General features: G+C 37.8%; 20 protein-coding genes and 2 pseudogenes. 3 read left to right on the plus strand and 19 right to left on the minus strand.

What is annotated here, in order from left to right; genetic code table 11:
* Nucleotides 1-2: 2 nt before the first annotated feature.
* The 4 genes from galU to CUC15_RS18405 all read right to left on the minus strand — a co-directional run bounded on the left by galU (nt 3) and on the right by CUC15_RS18405 (nt 4456).
* Nucleotides 3-881: a UTP--glucose-1-phosphate uridylyltransferase GalU gene (gene galU / locus CUC15_RS18390; RefSeq protein WP_114918072.1), complete on the minus strand. Its 879-nt coding sequence runs from the start codon at nt 879-881 to the stop codon at nt 3-5.
* 16 nt (nt 882-897) lie between these two features.
* Nucleotides 898-2724 (minus strand): polysaccharide biosynthesis protein, encoded by a 1827-nt coding sequence (locus CUC15_RS18395; RefSeq protein WP_114918073.1) that lies wholly within the window; start codon nt 2722-2724, stop codon nt 898-900.
* 357 nt (nt 2725-3081) lie between these two features.
* On the minus strand, nt 3082-3738 hold the full coding sequence (locus CUC15_RS18400) for a CpsD/CapB family tyrosine-protein kinase (RefSeq protein WP_114918074.1): 657 nt from the start codon (nt 3736-3738) through the stop codon (nt 3082-3084).
* On the minus strand, nt 3725-4456 hold the full coding sequence (locus tag CUC15_RS18405) for a YveK family protein (protein WP_114918075.1): 732 nt from the start codon (nt 4454-4456) through the stop codon (nt 3725-3727). The genes CUC15_RS18400 and CUC15_RS18405 overlap by 14 nt, the downstream gene beginning before the upstream one ends.
* Nucleotides 4457-4724: 268 nt before the next feature.
* On the opposite strand from CUC15_RS18405, the gene CUC15_RS18410 reads away from it, so the two are divergent.
* Complete coding sequence (locus tag CUC15_RS18410; protein WP_114918076.1) at nt 4725-5741, plus strand: LLM class flavin-dependent oxidoreductase; 1017 nt, start codon at nt 4725-4727, stop codon at nt 5739-5741.
* 515 nt (nt 5742-6256) lie between these two features.
* Here CUC15_RS18410 and CUC15_RS18415 read toward each other — a convergent pair.
* The 7 genes from CUC15_RS18415 to CUC15_RS18445 are packed head-to-tail and all read right to left on the minus strand — an operon-like array spanning nt 6257 to nt 12044.
* A complete protein-coding gene (locus CUC15_RS18415; protein WP_114918077.1) occupies nt 6257-6628 on the minus strand; it encodes a Na+/H+ antiporter subunit G in 372 nt (123 codons plus the stop codon).
* Nucleotides 6606-6890, minus strand: a complete 285-nt coding sequence (locus CUC15_RS18420; protein WP_114918078.1) for a Na(+)/H(+) antiporter subunit F1 — start codon at nt 6888-6890, stop codon at nt 6606-6608. Before CUC15_RS18420 ends, CUC15_RS18415 begins: the two co-directional genes overlap by 23 nt.
* Nucleotides 6890-7372 (minus strand): Na+/H+ antiporter subunit E, encoded by a 483-nt coding sequence (locus tag CUC15_RS18425; protein ID WP_114918079.1) that lies wholly within the window; start codon nt 7370-7372, stop codon nt 6890-6892. Before CUC15_RS18425 ends, CUC15_RS18420 begins: the two co-directional genes overlap by 1 nt.
* A gap of 32 nt (nt 7373-7404) precedes the next feature.
* On the minus strand, nt 7405-8886 hold the full coding sequence (locus tag CUC15_RS18430; protein WP_114918080.1) for a Na+/H+ antiporter subunit D: 1482 nt from the start codon (nt 8884-8886) through the stop codon (nt 7405-7407).
* Entirely contained in the window at nt 8879-9220 is a 342-nt protein-coding gene (locus tag CUC15_RS18435) for a Na(+)/H(+) antiporter subunit C (RefSeq protein ID WP_114918081.1), read from the minus strand. Before CUC15_RS18435 ends, CUC15_RS18430 begins: the two co-directional genes overlap by 8 nt.
* A gap of 3 nt (nt 9221-9223) precedes the next feature.
* On the minus strand, nt 9224-9646 hold the full coding sequence (locus CUC15_RS18440) for a Na(+)/H(+) antiporter subunit B (RefSeq protein WP_114918082.1): 423 nt from the start codon (nt 9644-9646) through the stop codon (nt 9224-9226).
* A complete protein-coding gene (locus CUC15_RS18445) occupies nt 9633-12044 on the minus strand; it encodes a Na+/H+ antiporter subunit A (RefSeq protein ID WP_114918083.1) in 2412 nt (803 codons plus the stop codon). The genes CUC15_RS18440 and CUC15_RS18445 overlap by 14 nt, the downstream gene beginning before the upstream one ends.
* Before the next feature lie 957 nt (nt 12045-13001).
* Here CUC15_RS18445 and CUC15_RS18450 point away from each other — a divergent pair.
* A complete protein-coding gene (locus tag CUC15_RS18450; protein WP_114918084.1) occupies nt 13002-13682 on the plus strand; it encodes an adenine nucleotide alpha hydrolase family protein in 681 nt (226 codons plus the stop codon).
* Between the two features lie 189 nt (nt 13683-13871).
* On the opposite strand, the pseudogene CUC15_RS18455 reads toward CUC15_RS18450, so the two are convergent.
* The 5 genes and pseudogenes from CUC15_RS18455 to CUC15_RS18475 form a co-directional block, all read right to left on the minus strand.
* Nucleotides 13872-14480: pseudogene (locus CUC15_RS18455) on the minus strand (nitrilase-related carbon-nitrogen hydrolase).
* Between the two features lie 265 nt (nt 14481-14745).
* Nucleotides 14746-15345 (minus strand): response regulator transcription factor, encoded by a 600-nt coding sequence (locus CUC15_RS18460; RefSeq protein ID WP_114918085.1) that lies wholly within the window; start codon nt 15343-15345, stop codon nt 14746-14748.
* Between the two features lie 430 nt (nt 15346-15775).
* Nucleotides 15776-16894 carry a sensor histidine kinase gene (locus CUC15_RS18465; RefSeq protein WP_114918086.1) on the minus strand — a complete coding sequence of 373 codons (1119 nt, stop codon included), beginning with the start codon at nt 16892-16894 and terminating at the stop codon, nt 15776-15778.
* A gap of 102 nt (nt 16895-16996) precedes the next feature.
* A complete protein-coding gene (gene desA / locus CUC15_RS18470) occupies nt 16997-18049 on the minus strand; it encodes a Delta(5) desaturase DesA (protein ID WP_114918087.1) in 1053 nt (350 codons plus the stop codon).
* A 375-nt stretch (nt 18050-18424) separates the two neighbouring features.
* Nucleotides 18425-19105: a phosphoribosylaminoimidazolesuccinocarboxamide synthase gene (locus CUC15_RS18475; RefSeq protein ID WP_114918088.1), complete on the minus strand. Its 681-nt coding sequence runs from the start codon at nt 19103-19105 to the stop codon at nt 18425-18427.
* A 139-nt stretch (nt 19106-19244) separates the two neighbouring features.
* Here CUC15_RS18475 and CUC15_RS18480 point away from each other — a divergent pair, with 139 nt between their 5' ends.
* Entirely contained in the window at nt 19245-19865 is a 621-nt protein-coding gene (locus tag CUC15_RS18480) for an NUDIX hydrolase (protein ID WP_114918089.1), read from the plus strand.
* A gap of 139 nt (nt 19866-20004) precedes the next feature.
* Here the strand turns inward: CUC15_RS18480 and CUC15_RS20560 are convergent.
* The 3 genes and pseudogenes from CUC15_RS20560 to CUC15_RS18495 all read right to left on the minus strand — a co-directional run.
* Nucleotides 20005-20100: pseudogene (locus CUC15_RS20560) on the minus strand (formate/nitrite transporter family protein); the annotation flags it as partial.
* A 19-nt stretch (nt 20101-20119) separates the two neighbouring features.
* Nucleotides 20120-21076, minus strand: a complete 957-nt coding sequence (locus CUC15_RS18490) for an L-lactate dehydrogenase (RefSeq protein WP_114918090.1) — start codon at nt 21074-21076, stop codon at nt 20120-20122.
* Between the two features lie 380 nt (nt 21077-21456).
* Nucleotides 21457-23385 (minus strand): ATP-dependent DNA helicase, encoded by a 1929-nt coding sequence (locus tag CUC15_RS18495; protein ID WP_114918091.1) that lies wholly within the window; start codon nt 23383-23385, stop codon nt 21457-21459.
* Nucleotides 23386-23451: the final 66 nt, after the last annotated feature.

The following is a 23451-nucleotide window of genomic DNA, read 5'->3' on the forward strand; positions in this document are numbered from 1 at the left end:
CACTATTTCATTAATTCTGTATCAACAATAACCGACAGATAATCTAGTAAATCCTTTCTTAAATCATCTCTTTGTAATGCGAGCTCAATTGTTGTTTGAATGAAGCCCATCTTCTCACCAACATCGTAGCGCTTTCCTTCAAACTCGTATGCATAAACGGCTTCCTTTTTATTAAGTTCAGCAATTGCATCGGTAAGTTGAATTTCATTACCTGCTCCTGGCTTCTGTGTACTCAAAATCTCAAAGATACTTGGACTTAGAATATATCTTCCCAGTATTGCTAGATTAGAAGGTGCATCTTCCTGCTTCGGCTTTTCTACCATATGACGAACATTATATAAGCGGTTCTCAATCATAGTCCCATCAACAATTCCATACCTTGACACAACTTCATCCTCTACCTTCTGAACACCAAGGATGGAGCTATTATAGTGATCATATTGATCGATTAATTGTTTTAAACTCGGTGTTTCTGCTTGAACAATGTCGTCACCTAACAGTACAGCAAAAGGCTCATTGCCAATAAACTTTCGCGCACACCAAATCGCATGACCTAATCCTTTTGGTTCCTTTTGACGGATATAGTGGATATCTGCAAGTTTAGATGGTCTTTGCACTTCACTTAATAAATCGAACTTTCCTTTATCTATCAGGTTTTGCTCTAATTCAAAGGAATGATCAAAGTGATCCTCAATCGCCCTTTTCCCTTTCCCAGTTACGATTATAATATCCTCAATCCCTGCTGCTACTGCCTCTTCAATAATATATTGAATCGTTGGCTTATCCACAATCGGTAACATTTCCTTTGGCATTGCTTTTGTCGCTGGAAGGAACCTTGTCCCTAACCCTGCCGCTGGAATGATCGCTTTCTTAACTTTCACTACTATCCTCTCCCTTTTATATTGAGACTACCGTTCTATGCTCATGAATTATTGTATTATTTGCCAAATCTAATAAATATTTTCGAAGAGTGTCTGCCTCGATAACATTATAATTCTTTATAATTTGATTAATATCGTCGATGTATAGTTCTGTCGTCTTCCCGATGTATATTTTTGGATATACTTGTTCTTGATGAACCTCATTATCCTTAAGTAATTCCTCGAATAGCTTTTCGCCTGGTCTTATTCCCGTATACTCGATGCCAATATCTTCAGTAGAATTACCTGACAATTTGATTAGATTCTTGGCAAGATCTGCAATTTTCACCGGCTCTCCCATATCCAATACAAATATTTCTCCGCCACTCGCAAGTGCACCCGCCTGGACTACTAGCCTGGATGCCTCGGGAATTGTCATGAAATAGCGGACCATATCAGGATGTGTGACAGTCACTGGTCCACCTTTTTCAATTTGCTTTTTAAATAATGGAATCACGCTGCCCCTACTACCCAAAACATTGCCAAATCGTACGGCGACGAACTTCGTATTGCTTTCTTTATCCATACTCTGAACAATCATCTCCGCTAGCCGCTTCGATGCCCCCATTACACTTGTCGGATTAACCGCCTTATCCGTCGATATCATCACGAATATACCGACATTGTTTTGACTTGCCGCATTAGCGACATTTCTAGTCCCTATAATATTATTCTTTACCGCTTCCTCTGGATTACGTTCCATTAACGGCACATGCTTATGTGCTGCAGCATGATAGACGACATCGGGCTGATATTTTCGCATCACGGTCATCATCTTCACTTCATCCTGAACATCAGCAATTTCTGTAATGAAATCAATTTGGCTGTTTTTGAATTTCTCCTGTAATTCCATTTCAATTGAATAAATACTATTCTCTCCATGACCAAGTAAAATGACCTGCCTTGGATGGAACGCTGAAATTTGCCGCGTTATTTCTGAGCCAATCGAACCACCTGCACCTGTAACGAGGACAACTTTATTGTTGATATACTCGGAGATGCTTTCGATATCCATGTCGACAGGATCTCTTCCCAGCAAATCCTCGACCTGTACATCTCGAAAATGATTTATCGATACTTTCCCAGTTATTAAATCTTCTAGAAATGGGAGAATTTTCGTTTGTGCATCGGTCTTTGCACATTCTAGAAAAATCTTATTTAACTCTTTTTTACTAAGCGAGGGAATGGAAATGATGATATGGTCTATTTCAAGTTCTTGCACACTGCTTACGATTGCATCTGCACCACCTATGACTGGGAGACCCAGCAACTCAAGCCGCTGCTTTCTCGGGTCATCATCGATAAAAGCAACCGGTAAAAGATTGCTCTCGTTATTCTTTAATAGTTGCCTAGCAACCATTGTGCCAGCAGAGCCAGCGCCAATGATTAATGTGCGAATCTTATTATCTGATCGATTTAGAACTGAATCACGATAGATTCTCCATATAAACCGTGACCCACCAATGAAGCACATATGAAGCAGCCATGTTACTATAAATAATTTAAACTGTACTTCTTGAAATAATAAAAGCTGAATAACCATAGCGGAGATAACTGAAAACGATACTACTTTTAAGATAATTAATAGCTCCTGTATGCTCGCATATTCCCAAACCTTTTTATATAACTTATATTTTGTAGAAAATAGATGATGGCAAAATAAGATTGTTAACATGGCTACTAGAGCAGGATAGCTTCCTATTTGCAGATTAATACTTGCTAGGTACATGCTAATAAAAATAGCACTAAGAACAATACAGGAATCGATCATAATAAATAATGAAATACGCTGTCGATATGTCATTTTATCCCTCCTTCTTCCTATATTTTTGTTAGAAATCAATGTAATGGTAATTTTTTCCTAGAACAAAAGCGCAAGCGAGTATTCTATCCTATTAGAAAACCAGGGGTTAACCAAGCCTTTCTGTGACAGCCTTAGTTCACTTATGTAATATGAAAGATTAAAAAATATGTATGGGCATCTAACCCATCCTCACATCACACTCTCGACAACGTACGTGTCTAAGGTATCTGCAATACCCACAGCATGACCGAGTGTCTACATGGATAAAGGTAAGTAGACATCACCAAAAGTATGTTATTACGTATGTATTTAATAATATTATTCTTTATAACGAACAATAATTCTAAAAAAATTTGCTTATTTATCGTTAATAATGACACCAAGTAGATTTGCATGGGCCAACTCTAATATTCGTTTCGATTCAATTGCACTTTCCAGCTCTGTTTTTCCATGCTCCAACACTAGTACAACACCTTCGCATTGATTAGCAAGCACCCTTGTTTCTGTAGAACGTAATATCGTTGGTGAATCAATTAGTACGACATTATAGCGAGCTGAAGCCTCATTCAATAAGTTCATCATGGCATCACTACCAAGTATTTCAGTAGGGTTTAGTACGGATGATCCACTCGTCAGTACGTCGACATTTTTAATATCTGTTCGACTGATTGCCTGTTTGAGTAAAGTATTTCCTTCAAGTACATTCGTTAACCCAGTTTCATTGGATATTTGAAAGATATTCTGGATTATTGGCTCTCTTAAGTTAGCATCGATTAACAGCACGCTTTCCTTTTGTTGTGCAATTGATACTGCCAGATTTGCCGCTGTCGTAGACTTCCCTTCACCAATGCCAGGCGAGGTTATAAGAAATACACTGTTTTTCTTTTCATCCATTAGAAACTTAATGTTGGTCCGAATTGTTCTAAACTGGTCTGAGATTACAGAATCTGCATTGGAGTAAGTAATTAGATGTATTTTCCGATTATCTACGGACTTTCTTTTATTTAATATCAACTATTTCACCCCGCAAATTTACATCCTTTTGTTTCCGTTTTTTAGTTGAATCTTTCACCCTGTTCATATTCGATACGACACCCAATACTGGGACACCTAATATCTCCTCTATTTCTCGATCCTTTCTTACTTTCCCATCTAACGAATCTAATAGAAATACCAACCCAATACTAACAACTAAGCCAAACACCAACGCAATGATTGTTGTACGGTTTTGTGTTTCATTAATGGCAAACGGATTTTCCTTTGCTTCCGAAAGTAGTTGAACCTCTGTAAAATCTAGGATTGATACAATTTCACTTTTGTATGATGATGCAGTTGCATTCGCGATATCAGCAGCAGCTTCATAATCTGTATCCGTAACCGAAATATTAACGACTTGCGAATCATCAATCCTTGTAACCTCTATCTGGCCAGCAATTGCCTCAGCTGACTTATTGAGTTGCAGTTCTTCTCTTACCTTTTCCATGATAATTGGATCTTTAATCATAACCATCAATGTATTCATATCCTGGTCGCCTGAGCCTAAAATCATTCTGGTAGATGACTGATACAGCGGTGTGTAATTATAGGCACTATAGAAATATCCTGCAAGCGTTGCAATGATAGTAATAACCGCAATAATCCAAAACCGTTTCTTAATAACACTAAAATATTCTTTAATATTGATATCGGCAGGATTTCCATTTTCAATCATCCTATGATTTCTTTTACCCATTATCATCACCTTTTCTATTGTGATATCATGATATCTATTCTTTGAGTAATATAAAATTCTTTATTAAGAACATTAATAATAAAAAAATATATTCTTATTAAAATAATCTGAATTCCGTTCACGCTTATATATTAGTTCATTATAAAGAACATGTCAATAGACTTTTTAAAGATTAATTACTTCTTTCAATCCAGACTAATAATTGGACGCCATATCGCAAAACAGCTATCATTTCTTATTAGAACATATCTTGGAGGAGTGAGAAAAGATGAGTAAAAACCAACTTAAAACATTTAACAATATCCCATTATCCGTTCTTGACCTTGCACCTATCGCTGAAGGCAGCGACGCCAGCCAGTCCTTTAAAGAAAGCGTAGAATTAGCGCAGCATGTTGAAAGATGGGGCTTCAATCGTTTCTGGCTTGCGGAGCATCATAATATGCCAGGTATTGCTAGTTCGGCAACTTCAGTACTAATTTCTCACATTGCAGGCAAAACCAATCATATTCGTGTTGGCTCTGGTGGCGTCATGCTGCCCAACCATGCAACTCTTGTTATAGCAGAACAATTTGGTACCCTTGAATCACTTTTTCCAGGTCGAATAGACCTCGGACTTGGACGTGCTCCAGGAAGTGATCAAGCGACCGCGTATGCATTACGTCGCACCTTAAATATGGGCCCTAACGACTTTCCTATGCAGGTGAATGAATTACAGGACTACTTCGCAAAAGAGCCTGTATCACGCGTTAAGGCCGTTCCTGGTCAAGGATTAGATATTCCGATTTGGTTACTAGGCTCCAGTGACTTTAGCGCAAGACTTGCTGCACAGAAAGGTCTCTATTTCTCATTTGCCAGTCACTTTGCCCCAGCCTATACGATACCAGCGCTGAAACTATATCGAGATAATTTCCAAGCCTCTGAAACGCTGCAGAAGCCTTATGCGATGGTAGGGGTTAATGTTATTGCAGCTGAAACGGATGAAAAGGCACGATACTTAGCCAGTTCACATCAATTGCAATTCTTAAATATTCGTAAAGGCTTAGCTACAAAGCTTCAGCCTCCAATTGATAATATTGATGAGGTCTGGTCACCAATGGAGAGGGCTGCGGTAGAGCAATCTCTTGACCCAAGAACGACAATCATCGGCAGTCCTGATACAGTGAAACGCGGACTTGAGGCTTTCCAAGAAGCAACAGAAGCTGATGAAATGATCATTAGCTCACAAATTTACCATCTTGAGGATAGGCTGCGCTCCTATGAAATTGTCGCTGAATTGATGGATTAAAGTGAGAACTAATTTGGAGAGCAATTGCTCTCTGGCCAGTCGCTCCGAAAATACACTTCGCTTTCCGCGGGGGCTGGTGAGCCTTCTTGTGCTTCCGCACTTCGAAGTCTCACCTAGGCCCATCCTCCCGCAGGAGTCTTCGTGTATTTTCTGCGCTGGGTTCGTGCGTTTGCTATCTTTTATCTTGGTATGTCGACAGTCAAGGGAGTTAGTATATGAGTCTAAGAAGGGTACTTGTTGTTTAATATAATTTACTTTCTATAAAGCTGTTCCATCCTCATATCCAATTCTTTTTCTAGCAGTTGCAGATCGGCTAATTCTTTCTCTAAGTGATCTGGGGTATTTATAGTAAATTTTACGCTCTAGTCCAAACGAGTCATGATTCGTTATCATGACTCGTTTGTTTTTCAAGATTATTAGAGCTCTACGCAAAACCAACTGCTTAAGGAGCAGTTATTCGCGCCAGCAATCCCGCGCAAAAACCAAAAAAGGAAAGCAAACTACCCCAAAATAGTCTACTTTCCCTCTTTCTGTTGTTTTTCTTTTAATACATCTGCTAATTCATCCTCTATTGTTGTATCTGCTAGCTTTACATTTGCACGGTATGCTGCACGGGTAATTAGATGTCCGGCTACTGGGGATGTGATAAATACAAATACAATTCCTAGTATGAGCCGTACGCTAACGAAACCAGTAGTTGTTGCAAAATATAGGAATGCACCGAGAAGTGTTAGTAATACTGCTAATGTTGAACTCTTTGTTGCAGCATGGGATCGTGTGTATATATCCGGAAAACGGATAATCCCAATCGCACTAATGAGAGCCATGATAGCACCTATTAACATGAGGAGTACAGCAATAAACTCAGCGATCGTGCTTACGCTCAATAATAACACCCCTCTCGATGTATTTAGAGAATGCAATCGTGCTGATAAATGATAATATAGCTAAGATGAGTATTACTTCTAGAAAAGCCGTCGTTTGAAATATTACTGAAATAATGGCGATTGTGGATACTAGGTGAACTCCTATCATATCTAAAGCAATGATACGATCTGGCAGACTTGGCCCAATAATAATTCGGCAAAGCGAAATTAAAATAGCAATTGCGAACAATACAAGGGCAGCTGTTAGCATTATGTTAATCATTACCTTGTCACCTCCATAATTGCCTTTTCAAATTTACTTAGTGATTTTAATAACATTTCCTTTGACTCTTTCACATCCATACCATGTATGTAAAATGTGTCACCCTCTGGTGTCACTTCCATAACGACAGAACCAGGCGTCAATGTTAAGAGCATTGCGAGTGCAGTTACTTCCACATCACTTTCCAGTATCGTTTCGTACTTGAATATTCCTGGTTTAATGTGAATTTTAGGACTTAGTATATGCTTAAGCACAAGATAACTAGACTGAATTAATTCGGAAATGAAAAGCAAAACTAATTTTAAAAAGGCATAGAATCGACCTAAATAAAATCTTTCTCCAAAAAACCGATGCATTAAATAAACAATTCCAACCCCTACAATATATCCCGTAACAAATGTTGTAAATTTAAAGTATTCCTCATCTTGGAAAAGCGTCCATAGAAAGGCGATAAACAAATTCGTAAAAAACTGAGTCGCCATAAAGCACTCCCTCCCTTATAATATCAATCCGATCAATTATCATGTAGAATCGCATCAATATATATTTTTGGATTCAATAAGGTATTTGCCGCATCACTAACATATGGTGCTAACGATTCTGCACCTAATCCCAAACCGAGCGTCGCTGCGGTAAGCAACACGCAAGGGATTATCCATCCCATTTTCATTGGTACTTCATCCTCAAAACTAATCATTGTTTCTCCCCAGAAGCAATTAAGGAAAATACGAAGGAGCGAATAAAGTACCACAATACTAGATAAAAAGGCGAGCGCAAGAAGTAGATAAGAACCTGTTTCCACTGCACCTTGTCCAATTAATACTTTACCAATAAACCCACTTAGTGGTGGAATACCGGCAAGTGAAATCATAACAATAAAGAATAACCAGCCAAATAATGGATAATTTCGAATCAGTCCACTCATTTCATCTATACGAGCAGAACCAGCTACCTTAATCATTGTGCCAGCTAGCAAGAAGAGTAATGCCTTAACAATCATATCATGTAATAAATAATAGATAGATCCTTCTAATGCAGCTTGTGTACCAGCTGCTAATCCTACTAGAATAAAGCCAACACTAATGACAACATTATAGGAAACAATTTGTCGAATATCCTTAAATGCAACAGCTCCAATACTTCCACCAATTAAAGTTAATCCTGCTAATACACCGATAATCGTATGAGTAAAGTCTGGTTCATGGTAAAAGAATAATGTAAACACACGGATAATAGCATAAATCCCTACTTTTGTAAGTAATGCACCAAATAAAGCAGCGACCGCAGTTTGCGGCACACTATATGATCCTGGGAGCCAAAAATAAAGGAAGAGCCCGGACTTCAAAGCAAACACGGTTAAAAATACCATGCTTATCCCAGTCAATAAAGGCGTTTGACCAGATTCTGCAATTCGTTCAGAGATATGTGCCATATTAAGCGTTCCAACAGAACCATATAAATAGGCAATCGCAATTAGGAAGAACCAAGATGAGAGCACATTAGTTACTACATATTTAATGGATTCTCGTAATTGAATCCTCTTCCCCCCCATGGCTACTAACACATAGGATGCTAATAGCATCACTTCGAAGTTAACATATAGATTAAATAGATCCCCTGTTAAGAAAGAACCATTGACTCCTGCAATTAAAAAGTTAACAAACGAATAAAAGAGCATATTTTCGTATGCTTTGCCAATTGACGAAAAAGCATAGAGTAAACAAATTGCAGCAACAAAGCTTGCAATTAATACAAGAATAACGGAAAAGGAGTCTGCTACAAATAAAATGCCAAAAGGCGGTTCCCAGCCCCCAAAGTCTAAACGAAGGATTCCCTTTTCCTGAATTTGATTTAACAAATAAATGGCAATACCTATATTTGAGAGCATCACCACAAGACTTATGCCCCGTTGCAGCTTTATGTGATTACGGAAGAAAATGAGTATAATTCCGGCGAGAACAGGGAGAGCCATTGGTAATACAAGTAAATTATTCATGCTTATTCCCTCTCAGTTCATCTAGGTTATCTGTTCCAGTTTCTTGATATGTTCGATAGGCTAATACAAGTGATAAGGCCGTTACTGCAAATCCTATTACAATGGAAGTCAGGATAAGTGCCTGTGGAAGCGCATCTACATATTGCCCCTGTTCTCCCCCACCAAGTAACGGAACCTCTCCCCTTTTTACTCCACCCATTGTCATAATCATTAAATGGGCAGCATGTGAGAGAATTGCGGTTCCTAAAATCACACGTATTACACTTTTTGATAAAAGCAAATAAGTAGCTACTGTTACTAGAACACCTGCCAGGATGGTGATTAACGTTTCCATATATTACACATCCTCACTAATACTTAAAATAATCGTTACAACGACACCAACAACGACTAATGCTACCCCTAGTTCAAAGATAGTAACTGTTGTCAGTTCCACTTCCCCAAAGAAAGGAAGATCAAAATAGTCAAAAGCCTGGGTTAGGAATGAGACATCAAACAGGAATGATCCAAACCCTGTACCAACAGCTAAAAGCGCACCAAGTGCCGCTACTTTTTTAAAATCAAACGGCAGGGCCTTTTGTATCGTTTCAATATCAAAAACGATAAATAAAAGTACAAAAGCAGTTGAAAGAACAAGCCCGCCTATGAAGCCTCCGCCTGGATTATTATGACCTGCTAAAAATAAGTAGACAGCTAACGTTAAAATGATATAAACAACGACCCTCGCGACCGTTCTTAGTATAACGTTATTTATTTTCAAGCTCTTCCTCCCCCTTTCCAGCTTTGAATTTAATTAGTGTAAAGATACCAATTCCAGCTATAAGGAGTACAACAACTTCGAGCATCGTATCAAATCCACGGAAATCACTTAAAATCGCATTTACAATATTTTTCGCGCCTGCCAGTTCATAAGAATTTTCGAAGTAGCTCGAAATTGACTCAAATAGTTTTCCATTTTGAACCGCTAATGCAACAATAACAAAGATTGTCCCGACTAAAATGGAGATTAATAAATTGATGCTCTTCGTACGTCTTGGAGAATCCTCTTTCTTCCATTCCGGCAAAAAATAATAGGCTACAAGGAAGAGTACAGTTGTGACTGTTTCAACAACTGTTTGCGTCAGCGCTAAATCCGGTGCTCGCAATAAGACAAAGAAAAGAGCCACACCATAACCAATAACACCATTTAATAAAATTGCAGTCAAACGTGATTTTGCAAAGATGATTGCAACCGCTCCAATAATCATCGTAATTGCAATTACCCAATCGATGGCATCAATCGGTGCATTATTTGCAATGCTAAAGTCCAGCGCTCCCGTGTAGATTAATGTACCGCCAACGACGATAATAAAGAATAAATAAACATACACGAGATAATCGCGAAGGTAGCCAGTCATATAGAAATTTGTAATTTTATTCGAGCTTGTTTCCACTGTTTCAAGAATAGCGTTATATAACGAATCAAATGACCAGCTTTCTGGCAGAATCCCGTAAATCTTCTTCCAGTACTTTAATGAGATATATAGTAAAGTCCCAATGACGACAACACCAATCGTCATCCATAACTCTGGTTGAAACCCATGCCAAGCAGAAATCGTAACGCCAAGATCAGTTTCCGTTGCAAACGTCGGGAAAATACTAGCCATTGCTGGAACAATTAAATAATCCCCTAGTACATTTGGGAAGAAGAAAATCGCTATAACTAATACCCCAAGAATGACAGGTGCAATTAGCATCCCAGGTGGTGCCTCATGTGCTGGGTGTTCTAACCTTTCTTCTTTATACTTGCCAAAGAAGGTCTGAAAGACAACTATCATACAATAAATAAAGGTAAATACACTAGCGACCCAGGCTATTACTGGTAGCATCGTGCCCCAGGTCTCTAGGGAAAAAATATTAAGATCGCGAATATTGAGTACCGAAGTAAAGAACATTTCCTTACTTAAGAAACCATTAAATGGTGGTAATCCTGCCATCGAGAAGCTGCCAATCATGGCAATTGTAAATGTGACTGGCATATATGTTGCAAGTCCGCCAAGCCGACGAATATCACGTGTTCCTACACCATGGTCAATGATACCAACGACCATGAATAACGCACTCTTAAATGTTGCGTGATTAATTAGATGGAATAGCGCAGCGAAAGCAGCCTGAGTATAGACAACCGAATCTGCAGAATAGCCATTATTAAGCGCTGCTGAACTCATTCCAAACATACTCATAATCATACCTAGCTGACTAATCGTCGAGTAGGCTAGCAATGCTTTAAGATCCGTTTGTCGTACCGCTGTAAAGGAGCCCCAGAACATCGTTACTAGACCAATTCCAGTAACAAGCCAGAACCAGGCTACTTCCCCACCAAATACTGGCGTAAAACGGGCAACTAAGTAAAGACCCGCATTAACCATTGTTGCGGAATGTAAGTAAGCACTAACAGGTGTTGGTGCCTCCATCGCACTTGGAAGCCAAATATGAAATGGAAATTGAGCTGACTTCGTAAATGCACCAAGCAGAATCAATAGCATTGCCGGAATGAATAAATGATGTTCGTAAAAATCTGGGATTATTGTGATAATTTCACGAAAACTAAACGTCTCCGTGATGCTTCCGATCATAATAAAGCCGACAAGCATCGAAATTCCACCACTTACCGTAATAAGTAATGCCTTCTGCGCGCCTTCTCTTGATCGTTTTCGTTGAAACCAAAAGGCAATCAGCAGGAAGGAGGAAATACTTGTTAACTCCCAGAATACATACAAGACCATAATATTATCCGAGAAGATGACACCAAGCATAGCACCCATAAACAACATTAAATAAGCATAGAAATGCTTCAATGATTCGTTCTCAGATAAATAATAAATAGAGTATAAAATTACTAAGGCCCCTACCCCTGTAATAATTAGACCAAAAATTAAACTAAGCCCGTCTAAATAGCTTGTAAAGTTAATGCCATAGGAAGGGATCCAATTAACGGTATATAAATACGTTGATCCGTTCGCAATACTTGGAATGTAGCGAGCTAGAAATATAAATAAAATGAGGGGAACGAATAGTACGAACCAACCAATATGTAATCTTGATATCCTTTTATTTAAGAAAGGAATCAGTGCAGCTGCTAAAAAAGGGATAATAATTAGTACATTAACAGATATCAAAATCAAACCTCCATTTCTTATAGTGAAGTATTATCCAATGTTTAATTTTACATACTAATTATAGTAGTGTTTCTTAAACATGTTTTGCATCTAGCAAGATAACTTGCATTTGCAGTAGAAAGGGTATAAAATCTTCTCAGCATAGCAACATTGAAAGTAGCATTGCTGCTTAAAACCGCTCTCAACCAATACATTGAATCGTTCAATTGTCAGGCAGAACAAACACACTATAGAAAGAATTATAAGTGATTAGATTGATTCACTCGAAAACGTTCTACAGATTAATATAGAAAAAAGCATGTTTGAAGCTGGATTAACATATTGAAATTTCTCGCATAAGTATACTTAGGAATACGAATATGTAATCTCTACCTATATATTCCCCCAGATATTCTAAAATAATATAGGAAGATAAATATATCTGACGTTTTCTTTATTAGAGTGTAACAATAATCCTAAGGGTTAGACTTTCGACTAATTGCAATTTCTATTGTAGAGTTACCATTTTAGTTGATTAACTAAGTAGAAAGCGCTCCAACCTAGAGTGGCAAGAGGGAATTTTGAATGATTCTAGTTCAGTGGATGAAATCGAGTGTAAAATGAACATTCTTTATAATTAAATATCGCTGTCATTTATTGGTTTTTTACACAGTACTAATTATAACGTAATTTGTGCTTCAATGCACATATAACAAATGAAAGATGTAATTCATTTAGGTAAAACACCTTTTTAGTAGCAGGAGATTACCTAATTTAATCATTATCTATAGCATTTAATGAATAGATGGCTTATGCTATAGATAATTAAAATTTAACTGTTATTTTCGATTATTACTTCCAGATATATTTTTTTAAAAATAAGGGTTCACGAAATCAAAATAACGTGTTAAACTGATACAGTTTTAAGCGTATATTAACAAATGAGTATATGAAAATTCAAGAGGTGAAATTACCGTCATGAGGAAAATAAAAGGTCGCATGGATGAAAGTATTTTAGTATGCGTGTACTATGGTCCAAACGGCGAAAGATTAATCAGACGCGGTCATAAATTAGCTAAAATAATGGATTGTCCTTTGTATGTGTTAACTGTCGATTCACTGCCTTACGATGAATTCGATGCGGAAAAGTCCGGATATATCGAACGATGGAAAGAACTATGTGACGAATTAGATGTAGAAGAATTTATTATTCGTGATAATGAGAAGCGCTCTTCTGTCAAAGCAATTGCAGAGGTAGCACATAATCATAATATTACACAAATCATTGTTGGACAAAGCCCGCAAAATAGATGGGAAGAGATCACAAAGGGTTCCTTTGTGAACGTCTTATTACGTGAGATGACCTTTATCGATATTCATCTTGTTTCTATTGACCGAACAATTAAAAGTGAAGAAGATATTTTATTTGAAAAGGGAGTTCGTGGCTTTCTTAGACAAGATGAAGGCAAATACCGACTTAGCTTTACAAGATCGAAACAAAACCTCTATGAAGGTATCTTTTATAAAGAAATTGGAACAGACTTTAATAATGGTGTTTTTAAGTTCATTAACAATACAGGAAAAACCTGTCAGGTACACATTACCGAAGATGTTGTTACAGGAAAAATGAAAGAACCACCTAATGTGAAGGCAAAATAATCGTTATTAAAAAAACCCGTATAAAGCGCAATTGCTTTTCACGGGTTTTTTTCTCCTAATTGTTGAGAGTTTCTCACTCATAAAACTCCGGTACCCTGCTATCAAATACTGGTACATTCTTTCTAATCTTAGGAACGAGATCGATAGACAGTGACTTGGTAATAGTCTCTTCATCTGTCTCACTACCAATCAGTAAGCAGTCCCCCATGGGTCAATGACCATCGAGTTTCCTGCAAACACTTCTCCATCACAACTGCCAACTCGATTACAAGAAACTACATAATATTGATTTTCGATTGCTCGAGCAATTTGCAATGCCTGCCAATGTTTCCTTCTTACACTTGGCCATTCCGCAACAACAGAGAGAATTTGGGCACCATGAAGTTCTAGACTTCTAGACAGCTCAGGAAAACGTAAATCATAACAAAAAATAACGCCGATTTTCACTCCATCCAGCTCAAACACGTTTACTTTCTCAGTTCCGCCAGCTAAATACTGCGGTTCATTCAGCATTAGCACAAGATGAATTTTTTCATATTGATAGACAATGCTTCCTTCCCTATCAACAACAATGCTAGAGTTATAAACTTACCCTGATTTCATGTTGGCAAAAGAGCCACCAATAATATTAATCTTGAACTTCTTTGCAAGTCCCTGCAAAAATTTAGTTGTTGGTTCACCATCTTTATCTGCATAGCGTTCAAGTTCTAGTAATGTGTAGGCTGTCGTCCACATTTCAGGAAGGATAATGATGTCGGTGTGTTCAACTTCTGCGGTCTCTATTACCCACTTTTCCACACGCAATCGATTCAATTCAGGATTACCCGCAGCAATATCATTAGAAATATAGCATGCTTCGTTAGCATATCCCCTTTCAAAAAGTAGTCACTAGATTTCTTAAGATAAAGTTAAACTTCAATGATAAGGGACTTTTTCACCCCCATCGATTGTTAGTCGAACGGATCGGGCTTTGATTGGCTGTCCAACCACACTTACAAATCCTGTTTTTTCAAAGGTTTGAATCTGGAGATCTTACAGCCAGTTAATGCAGGATAAATTCTTCCTATTTAAACCATCCTTTTTCTTTAAATCTTGAAATAGCTGCAATCCGATTGCTAACATTTAATTTATCTAATATAACAGAAACATAATTCCTCACTGTACCGTTCGTAAGGTATAGTTCACTTGCGATTTCATTTGTATTTTTTCCATCAGCTATAAGCTTAATTATTTGCTCCTCTCGCTCTGTTAGCGGGCTTTCTTCCTCAAAGACCATATCAATCAATTCTGGCGCATATACCTTTCGCCCATCCATAATAATTCTAATTGAGTTTGCTAATTCCTCACTTGGACTATCCTTTAACAAATAGCCGCTAACCTTTGCTTTTCGAGCGCGTTCAAAGTATCCTGTTCTGGCAAAGGTGGTTAGAATAATAACTTTGCAGTCGCTATTCATCAATTCCTCTGCCACATCTAGTCCACTTTTTACCGGCATCTCAATATCCATTATACAAATGTCTGGTTGCTGTTGCTCCACAAGGACAAGCGCTTCCGCCCCGTTACTTGCCTTGCCAACAACTTCCATATCCTCTTCCAAATCAAGTAATGACCCAAGTGCACCAAGTAATAATCGCTGATCTTCCGCAATAACAATTCGGATCATGCCCGCCCCTCCTATTCTACTTTGAATTAATATGGCTATTTTCTATAAGATAGTTGCTCTTTTATGAAATTAATAGTCGATATAAACTGTAAACTAATGAAATTTGTAATAATTTGAGATCTGGACTGTTGTGCCTATTCAAAAGAGTCTTTATTCCTTCACTATATCAACTACGATTGTTATTAGGTAATTAATTCTTATGTCTTGATTCAGTTCTATTTCCAGCGGAGAAAATACACGTAGACTCCTGTGGGAAGAAGAGCCTAGGTGAGACTTCGAAGTGCGAAAGCACAAGAAGGCTCACCAGCTCCCCTAAGGTGCGCGAAGTGTATTTTCGGAGCGATCGGCCAGAGAGCCAGCGCCCACCCAGTTTTATGCACTTTATATAAACAGCAGCAAACTATATAAAACGAGGCATTTATAAAAGCTGCTATTGTTGCTTAATAACAGTTGGAACTTTAATTGTGAGGGTCATTCCTTGGATTGATTCCGTTTGTAACGTCCCATTAACAAATTCCAATCTTTCTCTCATTCCATCAAGTCCATGTCCTTTAAACGAACCTAATTTATCACGCATGCCAATACCATTATCCTCGACGATAATGGTCACTTCACTTGGTGACTGCCGAAAGGATATTTTGCAGCATGTAGCCTTGCTGTGTTTAACAACGTTTGTAGCTGCTTCCTTTAAACACATGCTCAGCACATTTTCAACGAATACTGGAAGTCCAATACGCTTTGGGTCCCCTTCCTGCTGATATTCCACTTGTGCCGCATTGAAGACCTGCTGCACACTAATCAGCTCATCGACTAATTTCATGCTTTTCATTGTCGATACAATTTCGCGAACTTCTTTTAAAGCTGTTCTGGCCGTTTGATTAATGTCATATAGTTCCAATTTTGCCTTTTCCGTATCTCTATTTACTAACTTGCCCGCCAAATCGCTCTTTAAGCCAATTAAGGAAAGCTTCTGTCCTAATGTATCATGTAAATCCCGAGCAATCCGCTGACGTTCTTCAATAATCATTAATTTCGAGATTCTTTCATTTGCGTCTTCCAATTGCATTTCTAGCTTTTCACGTTTTACTTTATTATACATTTCGAACGGCAGCAAAATTACACCAATAATGCAAAGCACTATGAAAGGGATTTGTGAGAAAAAGAGTTGTTCCTGAATAAAAAATCCAACCCCTACTGCTACAACTGTCGTAATGAGATGGACAACATATAATGCTATAAATCCCGCCCTATTTTGAATATTACCAATGAAAAAGGCTAGAAATAAGGAGAAATAGACATATCCAAAATAAAGAGTCATGCCAATGCTTATTGCCATTTCTATTCCTACCGAAACATAAACAGTCCACCCTTTTTTAATAAATGCTAATCGATAAGTAATGAAGAACAAGAAAATCATCAGAATACCAATAATAATTTCTGCCTGTGTTGATGATTTAAAGATAAAATAGAAAGGAAGCAGACAAAATGCAATCCATGCAAAAAGGCTAAGTCCTGTTTTTTTCGGAAAAATATGATACCACGTTTGCATGTTCATCCTCCCTATGAATAAAATTACGATTATTTATCTCAGTATAACAAACTATGAGAAGAAAAAACCCTCAGGCTAGGTGGAAGCTTGAGGGAATTGTTATTATTTCTCTTGGAAGCTCGGGCGGCTTGCCTTCATACGCAGCGTTTTCTTTTTATTACGTTCAAGTGCTTTAAATTCTTTAAAGCTAATAAAAGATTTACTAGCTTGATTATACAGACGGAAACGAATCGATACTAGGCTTGAAGCTAATGTTATTGTCGTTGCTTGATGTAATGGTGGCGTCGATTCATGGGCTTTCTCCAAATTATAATTTGGTACCCTCGGGGCTAAGTGATGGACATGATGGTAACCAATGCTTCCAGTAATCCACTCGAGTACTTTCGGAAGCTTATAATAAGAGCTGCCATCTACCGCAGCCTTTACATAATCCCATTCATCTTCATTCTCAAAATAGGAATCTTCAAACTGATGCTGTACATAGAACAACCATATTCCAGCGGAGCCAGCAATCATGAGGATTGGAAGCTGGATAATTAAGAATGCCTGCCAGCCAATAGCCCATATCAAAAGTGCATAAATGACTACAATTGAAGCATTTATTAAATAAGTGTTTAAACGCTCTTTTCGTTTCGCACCTTTTCGATTGATTCTATTTTCGATAAAGAAAAGATAGATCGGTCCTAAACCAAATAACACAAACGGATTACGGTATAATCGATATGCTAGTCTGCCCCAGAACGACGCTTCTGTATATTCATCAACCGTCATAACCCATACATCACCAGTCCCGCGTTTATCTAAATTACTACTTGTAGCATGGTGGATCGCATGGTTTCTTTTCCATTTCTCAAAGGCAAAATGGGTAATGATTCCTGTAATCGTACCGACAACCCGATTTGCTTTACTATTCTTGAAAAAAGACATATGTGTGCAATCATGAAAAATAATGAAGATGCGCACGACAAATCCCGCTGCCACAATAGAGAATACAATACTTAACCAAATGGAAACATTTAAACTCTGATATGCAAAAAACCATAGAAGAAAGAACGGAACAATCGAATTTATTAATTGTATAATACTTAGTTTTGTATTTGAACTCGCATAAGGTGCAACGCTTTTTCTTAATTGCGCTTGTTTTTGTTTACTCATATTTATCCTCCTATTATAGCCGAATTTCGTTACTACTAGCATAGAGGAAAACTATCTGATTTATAAGTCATAAATGTCAAGATGTGTATATGACAAATGTCATGTTTGGGGTGCGCCTGTCACTCCCCTAGTTTTGTCAAATAATGTTGATTTTAGTGGCATGGATCTCTTCTGTGAGGAAGTGGAGCGCTCGCGGTTAGGGGTTGGAGTGCTTATTCGTATTCCCGAGCCTTCATAAGTCCAGTCGGAGCACTTACAATATTTTCCCGATCGTGCGAAGGTCAAACAGAAGTTTGTCCGCTTTGCCGAGGGATTAGAATAGACAAACTAAAAAGACCACTATCCAATTGAATAGATAGCGGCCCATAACCTAAATTATTGCAGCATCATTTTTTCCAATTCCAATGGTTCAATATACTCGCCATTCTTATATGCTCGCATATTTCCACCTGAGATTTCATCGATTAAGAGAACATGATTGTTCGCATCTCTTCCGAATTCTAATTTTATATCATATAATTCAATGTCTTTCTTCGCTAGTTCATCTTTAACAACTTGAGAAATTTGCTGTGTCAATGTTTTAAGTGTATCATATTCATCATTTGTAAGAACACCAAGCATATGTAAAGCATCCTTTGAAATCGGCGGATCTTGGCGATCATCATCTTTTAATGTAACTTCAACAAACCCATCTAAAGGTTGACCATCCTCCGCATATTTACCATAGCGTCTTAAAAAGCTGCCAACAGCACGGTAACGGCAGATTACTTCTAATCCTTGACCGAATACGGATGCCGGTACAACTGTCATCGTAGCTTCTTCAATATCAGCAGCAATATAGTGTGTCGGAATACCCTTTTCCTTTAAAATTTCAAAGAAAAACTGAGTCAATTTTAAACCTGCTCTCCCAGCACCTTCAATGGACAGTCCAACGGTGTTAGCTCCGGGATCAAATACACCATTCTCTCCTGTTACGTCGTCCTTAAATTTAAGTAAAAAATTCCCATCCTCTAATTCATATACATCTTTCGTTTTGCCTGTATAGATTTGCTTCACCTTTTACACCTCTCTTACTCGAGTTTATTATAATTATTGCATAGATCAGATCGACTGTCACTTTCTGCTTTTTCAATAAAATAAATTAATTGGTCTTTCGGATGCATAGGCTTGTATAATAGTATGAGGGGGTGACTAGTTGAACACATCAGAAATCATTAATAAATTGAAAGACCGAGTACCATCCATCCTCGGTTATGAGCAACTTCGAAAATCCGCTGTACTTATTCCTTTAGTAGAGATTGAAAATGAAACACATATTTTATTCGAAGTCCGATCGATGAATTTACGCAGTCAGCCTGGTGACATCTGCTTCCCAGGCGGAAGAATAGATCGAGATGATCCCGACCCTAAATATTCTGCAATCCGCGAAACAACAGAGGAGTTAGGATTAACAGAATCAACTATTAAAGATGTTTTACCACTTGATTATGTCACAATGGACCGTGGTAGAATTATCTATCCATTTGTTGGTCGAATTACAGATCTAGCTCAAATGAAGCCGAATCCCGCTGAGGTTAGCGAGGTATTCATGGTACCACTAACCTATTTTCTACAAACAGATCCAGAAAGATATAAAGTAAACCTACAAGTAGTCCCAGATGCGAATTTCCCTTTCGATTTAATTGTTGGCGGAGAAAATTATAACTGGCACACACATCATATCGAAGAGCTTTTTTACAAATATGAAAGCAAAGTTATCTGGGGATTAACTGCGAAGATTTTAACTCATTTTATTGAGCTGCTTCATGAAAAATAGAAAATAATCCATCCTGCAGAAATCTATAAGGATGGATTATTTAATTTACGATGATAATTAGCTTACATTATGGGACTAGATAATTCAATTTACCCAGAAACCCTTCACTAACATTCGACAAAAACGAGAGAGTCGCATCTTATTCTTTATTTACATAATAATACATCCACCCCATAAAGATACTTCCTCCAATCAGATTTCCGATTGTGACTGGGATAAGGTTGTGAATCATGCCACTGAGTGAAACCAAATGATTAATTTGGTTTCACTTCTTCAAAATACGGAGCAAGTATACCTTTTAAAACATTTACACTATTATCGAATAGCCTTTGCTCTTCATCATTCAAGTCAATTTCAATAATTTCTCTTATCCCTTTCCTGTTAATAACAGCTGGTACACCCGCATATACGTGGTTATTTCCATATTCACCATCAAGATGTGCAGAAATAGTTAAGATGGAATTCTCGTTTTTAAAAATGGCATTTGTAATCCGAACTAATCCCATTGCAATTCCGTAATAAGTGGCGCCTTTGCTTTCGATAATTTCATAGGCAGCATTACGTGTCTGGCTGAAGATATTGTCTAAATCATCTTTATTATATTGCTCATTTTTTTCAATTAATTTTAAGACCGGAATTGTACCAATAGATGCAGAGCTGTATACAGGAAGCTCACTATCACCGTGTTCACCGATTATATATGCATGAACATTTCTTGGTGCAACGTTAAAATATTCTCCTAATGAATAGCGAAAGCGGGCAGTATCTAAAATCGTACCTGAGCCAATTACCCGTTCTTTTGGTAGTCCACTAAATTTCCATGTCGCGTAAGTTAAAATATCAACTGGATTTGTAGCAACAACAAAAATGCCATCGAACCCACTTTTCATTACTTGATCTACAATCGTTTTAAATATTTTTAAGTTCTTTTCTACTAGGTCGAGCCGAGTTTCACCAGGCTTTTGATTAGCTCCAGCACAAATCACAACAATATCCATATCCATACAGTCTTCATAAGTACCAGAACGAATATGCATCGGATTCGGAGCGAATACTTTTCCATGATTTAAATCCTTTACATCACCTTGTGCCTTTTTTTCATTAATATCAATCATTAGAAGTTCATTCGCTGAACCTTGATTAATTAAAGCAAACGCATAGCTTGAGCCAACAAATCCAGTTCCAATTAAAGCAACTTTGTTTATCGACATTATTTACCACTCCTTTCATATCTAGCTCATATTAAAATACCCAAAAACTTGCAAATCTAGTAATGAATCATTCACCTTATATTTCCAATTATCACACAATTTATTTTATGTTTTTAATATATCAACGATTTGTATAGATAGGCAATATTTTTGTTCAGTTTTCACAATTAAAATCATTGACAAAGAAAAAAACGTTTCATTAAAGACAGTTATGATTAGTACCGTACAGCTTGAACGGTGAAAAAAGCTTTCCTCCTAACGGAAAGCTTCTCCCACGAATCAACTAATAGGTTTAAGTCATCAATATGCTTAAATTCTACGCAAAAACTCAAGATGCCGTGCATCACAAGGAATCAACATCATATACTTCTAAAGAAATCCTACCAATCAATACCGACAGGCATTACTTTCTCAATAGACTTTCCATATTTGCCCTTTTCTTCTTCCGTCATCCAAATATGAATAACTCCATGGTCCGAGCTTGTCCTAATTAATCTGCCAATTCCTTGACGCATTCTTAGGAGCATATACGGTGCATCGACTTCTTGATCGGGATTTGCTGCATGCTTCCGTTTCGCTTCAAATACCGCGTCTTTTGGCGGAAATGGCAGGGAGGAAATGATAACCTGTGTTAATGCCTCTCCCGGAACATCCAAGCCTTCCCAGAGATGATGCGCAAACAGTACGGCTGACTCCTCCAGCTGGAATTCACGTACCATTGTACTTATTTCTTTATCGCCTTCATATAGTAATGCAAATGGCCATGTCTGATTGTTTGCCCATTCACGGAAAAGCTCCATCTCGTGTTCAGTAGAGAATAATACTAGTGAAGCCCCACTATTTTCTAGTAGCTTCGAATAAATACCTTGCCATTTTTCTAAATTGCCTGTATCCAAATGACTCTCGATTTTCATCTGTTCGTCATAATTAAATGGCGAGGCAACAGAGAAGGAATCATATTCCTCAATCCCTAAACTGCTGGCTATATATGCAAAGTCTCCACCATCCGCTAATGTTGCCGAGGAGAATATGAAAGGAATTTTTTGCGAAAATACTTCCTGCTTCAGTACATCCTCGACCAATCGCGGCATAATAACAAAGCTCGTCGTACTTTCATTTTCCTCCAGCCAGTAGATTCCTTCATCATCCTTTAATAAAATCGATAGGCCATAATCGAAGAACTCCAAATACTCCTCGATAATTTTAATATAATAGTCGTCCATCGTGAATAATTCAGAATCAAAGACGAGTTGTTCAAGTAGTTGCTGTACTTTGTCATCCAAATCGCGTGCCATTTGCAGCATCTTTTTCGAAGGCGCTAATTGCTTCCGATTCGACCCTTCGACAGCTGTAGCAGTATCTCCTAGAAGCTCAAACCAAGCATCATTCAACTCCAGAATATCCTCAACTAATAGTAAGGATTCCTCACGAATATCTTGACCCATATAGCCAGTTAACACATTCGTCAAAGTATCTAAATTATATCGATAGGTTAATCCCTTTTGTGCCGCGAACTCTAATAGATGTCCTTCATCAAAAACTACCGAGCTTGCTTCTGGTAAAAGAGGCATTTGCCCTTCACGTTTACGTGATTCCTTCGTCCAAATATGCTCCATATAAAAGTCATGGGAACAAATGATAATATCTGTTGCATGTCGGTAATACTCTCTGTTTAATGTCTGCCCGCTACGGTGGCGAAACTCACAGGTAGAGCATTGCTGTAATGGATCCCAAGCAATCTTCCCCCATGTTTCATTCGGTACCCATGGATATTCCTTTCTGTCACCATAACGTTCAAATGTCTTCATCGAAGTTCCTGAATCGTAGACAAAGTCAGGAATCTGATCGTGTACGCGTAAAATATCTTCATCGTCTGTCATATTCGCAAGCGGGTCCAGCTTCTTCACACAAACATACTGCTCTCGTGCTTTTGCCAGTCGCACATCAATTTGCAAGTCTAGTGCTTTTTCTAGCTTTTCGATGTCGCCACCTTTTTTCACAAGCTGCTCAATGAGTGTTTCATCGGCACAAGAAATTATCGCTGGTTTTCCAATATATCGCGCATAACAAATCGCGTATAATAAATAAACGAGTGTCTTTCCCGTCCCTACACCCGCTTCCGCAAATATCGTACGTTTATTTTTAATAGCATTTTCCAACTGGAATGCCATGTAAATTTGTTCATCTCGTAATTCAAATCCTTGTTCAGGTAAAATATCATAAAAAACATCACCAATATAATCGCCTAAACGATCAAAGAAATTTTCTGTTTTTGAAACAGTAAATGGAAGCGAGCGCTTTGTGGTCATAGTAAACTCCTCTTTAATAATTTCCTAAGCAAACTTATATATTAGCATAGTAAATAAATTTAACGC

Source organism: Oceanobacillus zhaokaii, assembly GCF_003352005.1.
In the GTDB taxonomy this organism is placed as follows: Bacteria; Bacillota; Bacilli; order Bacillales; family Amphibacillaceae; genus Oceanobacillus; species Oceanobacillus zhaokaii.

Excerpts from the sequence above, each read along its gene's own strand:
- CUC15_RS18430 (WP_114918080.1), bottom strand. The coding sequence starts at position 8,886 with ATGAATAATTTACTTGTATTACCAATGGCTCTCCCTGTTCTCGCCGGA.
- CUC15_RS18410 (WP_114918076.1), top strand. The coding sequence starts at position 4,725 with ATGAGTAAAAACCAACTTAAAACATTTAACAATATCCCATTATCCGTT.
- CUC15_RS18450 (WP_114918084.1), top strand. The coding sequence starts at position 13,002 with ATGAGGAAAATAAAAGGTCGCATGGATGAAAGTATTTTAGTATGCGTG.
- CUC15_RS18395 (WP_114918073.1), bottom strand. The coding sequence starts at position 2,724 with ATGACATATCGACAGCGTATTTCATTATTTATTATGATCGATTCCTGT.
- CUC15_RS18460 (WP_114918085.1), bottom strand. The coding sequence starts at position 15,345 with ATGATCCGAATTGTTATTGCGGAAGATCAGCGATTATTACTTGGTGCA.
- desA (WP_114918087.1), bottom strand. The coding sequence starts at position 18,049 with ATGAGTAAACAAAAACAAGCGCAATTAAGAAAAAGCGTTGCACCTTAT.
- CUC15_RS18420 (WP_114918078.1), bottom strand. The coding sequence starts at position 6,890 with ATGATTAACATAATGCTAACAGCTGCCCTTGTATTGTTCGCAATTGCT.
- CUC15_RS18490 (WP_114918090.1), bottom strand. The coding sequence starts at position 21,076 with ATGTCGATAAACAAAGTTGCTTTAATTGGAACTGGATTTGTTGGCTCA.
- CUC15_RS18425 (WP_114918079.1), bottom strand. The coding sequence starts at position 7,372 with ATGGCGACTCAGTTTTTTACGAATTTGTTTATCGCCTTTCTATGGACG.
- CUC15_RS18495 (WP_114918091.1), bottom strand. The coding sequence starts at position 23,385 with ATGACCACAAAGCGCTCGCTTCCATTTACTGTTTCAAAAACAGAAAAT.
- CUC15_RS18465 (WP_114918086.1), bottom strand. The coding sequence starts at position 16,894 with ATGCAAACGTGGTATCATATTTTTCCGAAAAAAACAGGACTTAGCCTT.
- CUC15_RS18435 (WP_114918081.1), bottom strand. The coding sequence starts at position 9,220 with ATGGAAACGTTAATCACCATCCTGGCAGGTGTTCTAGTAACAGTAGCT.
- CUC15_RS18405 (WP_114918075.1), bottom strand. The coding sequence starts at position 4,456 with ATGGGTAAAAGAAATCATAGGATGATTGAAAATGGAAATCCTGCCGAT.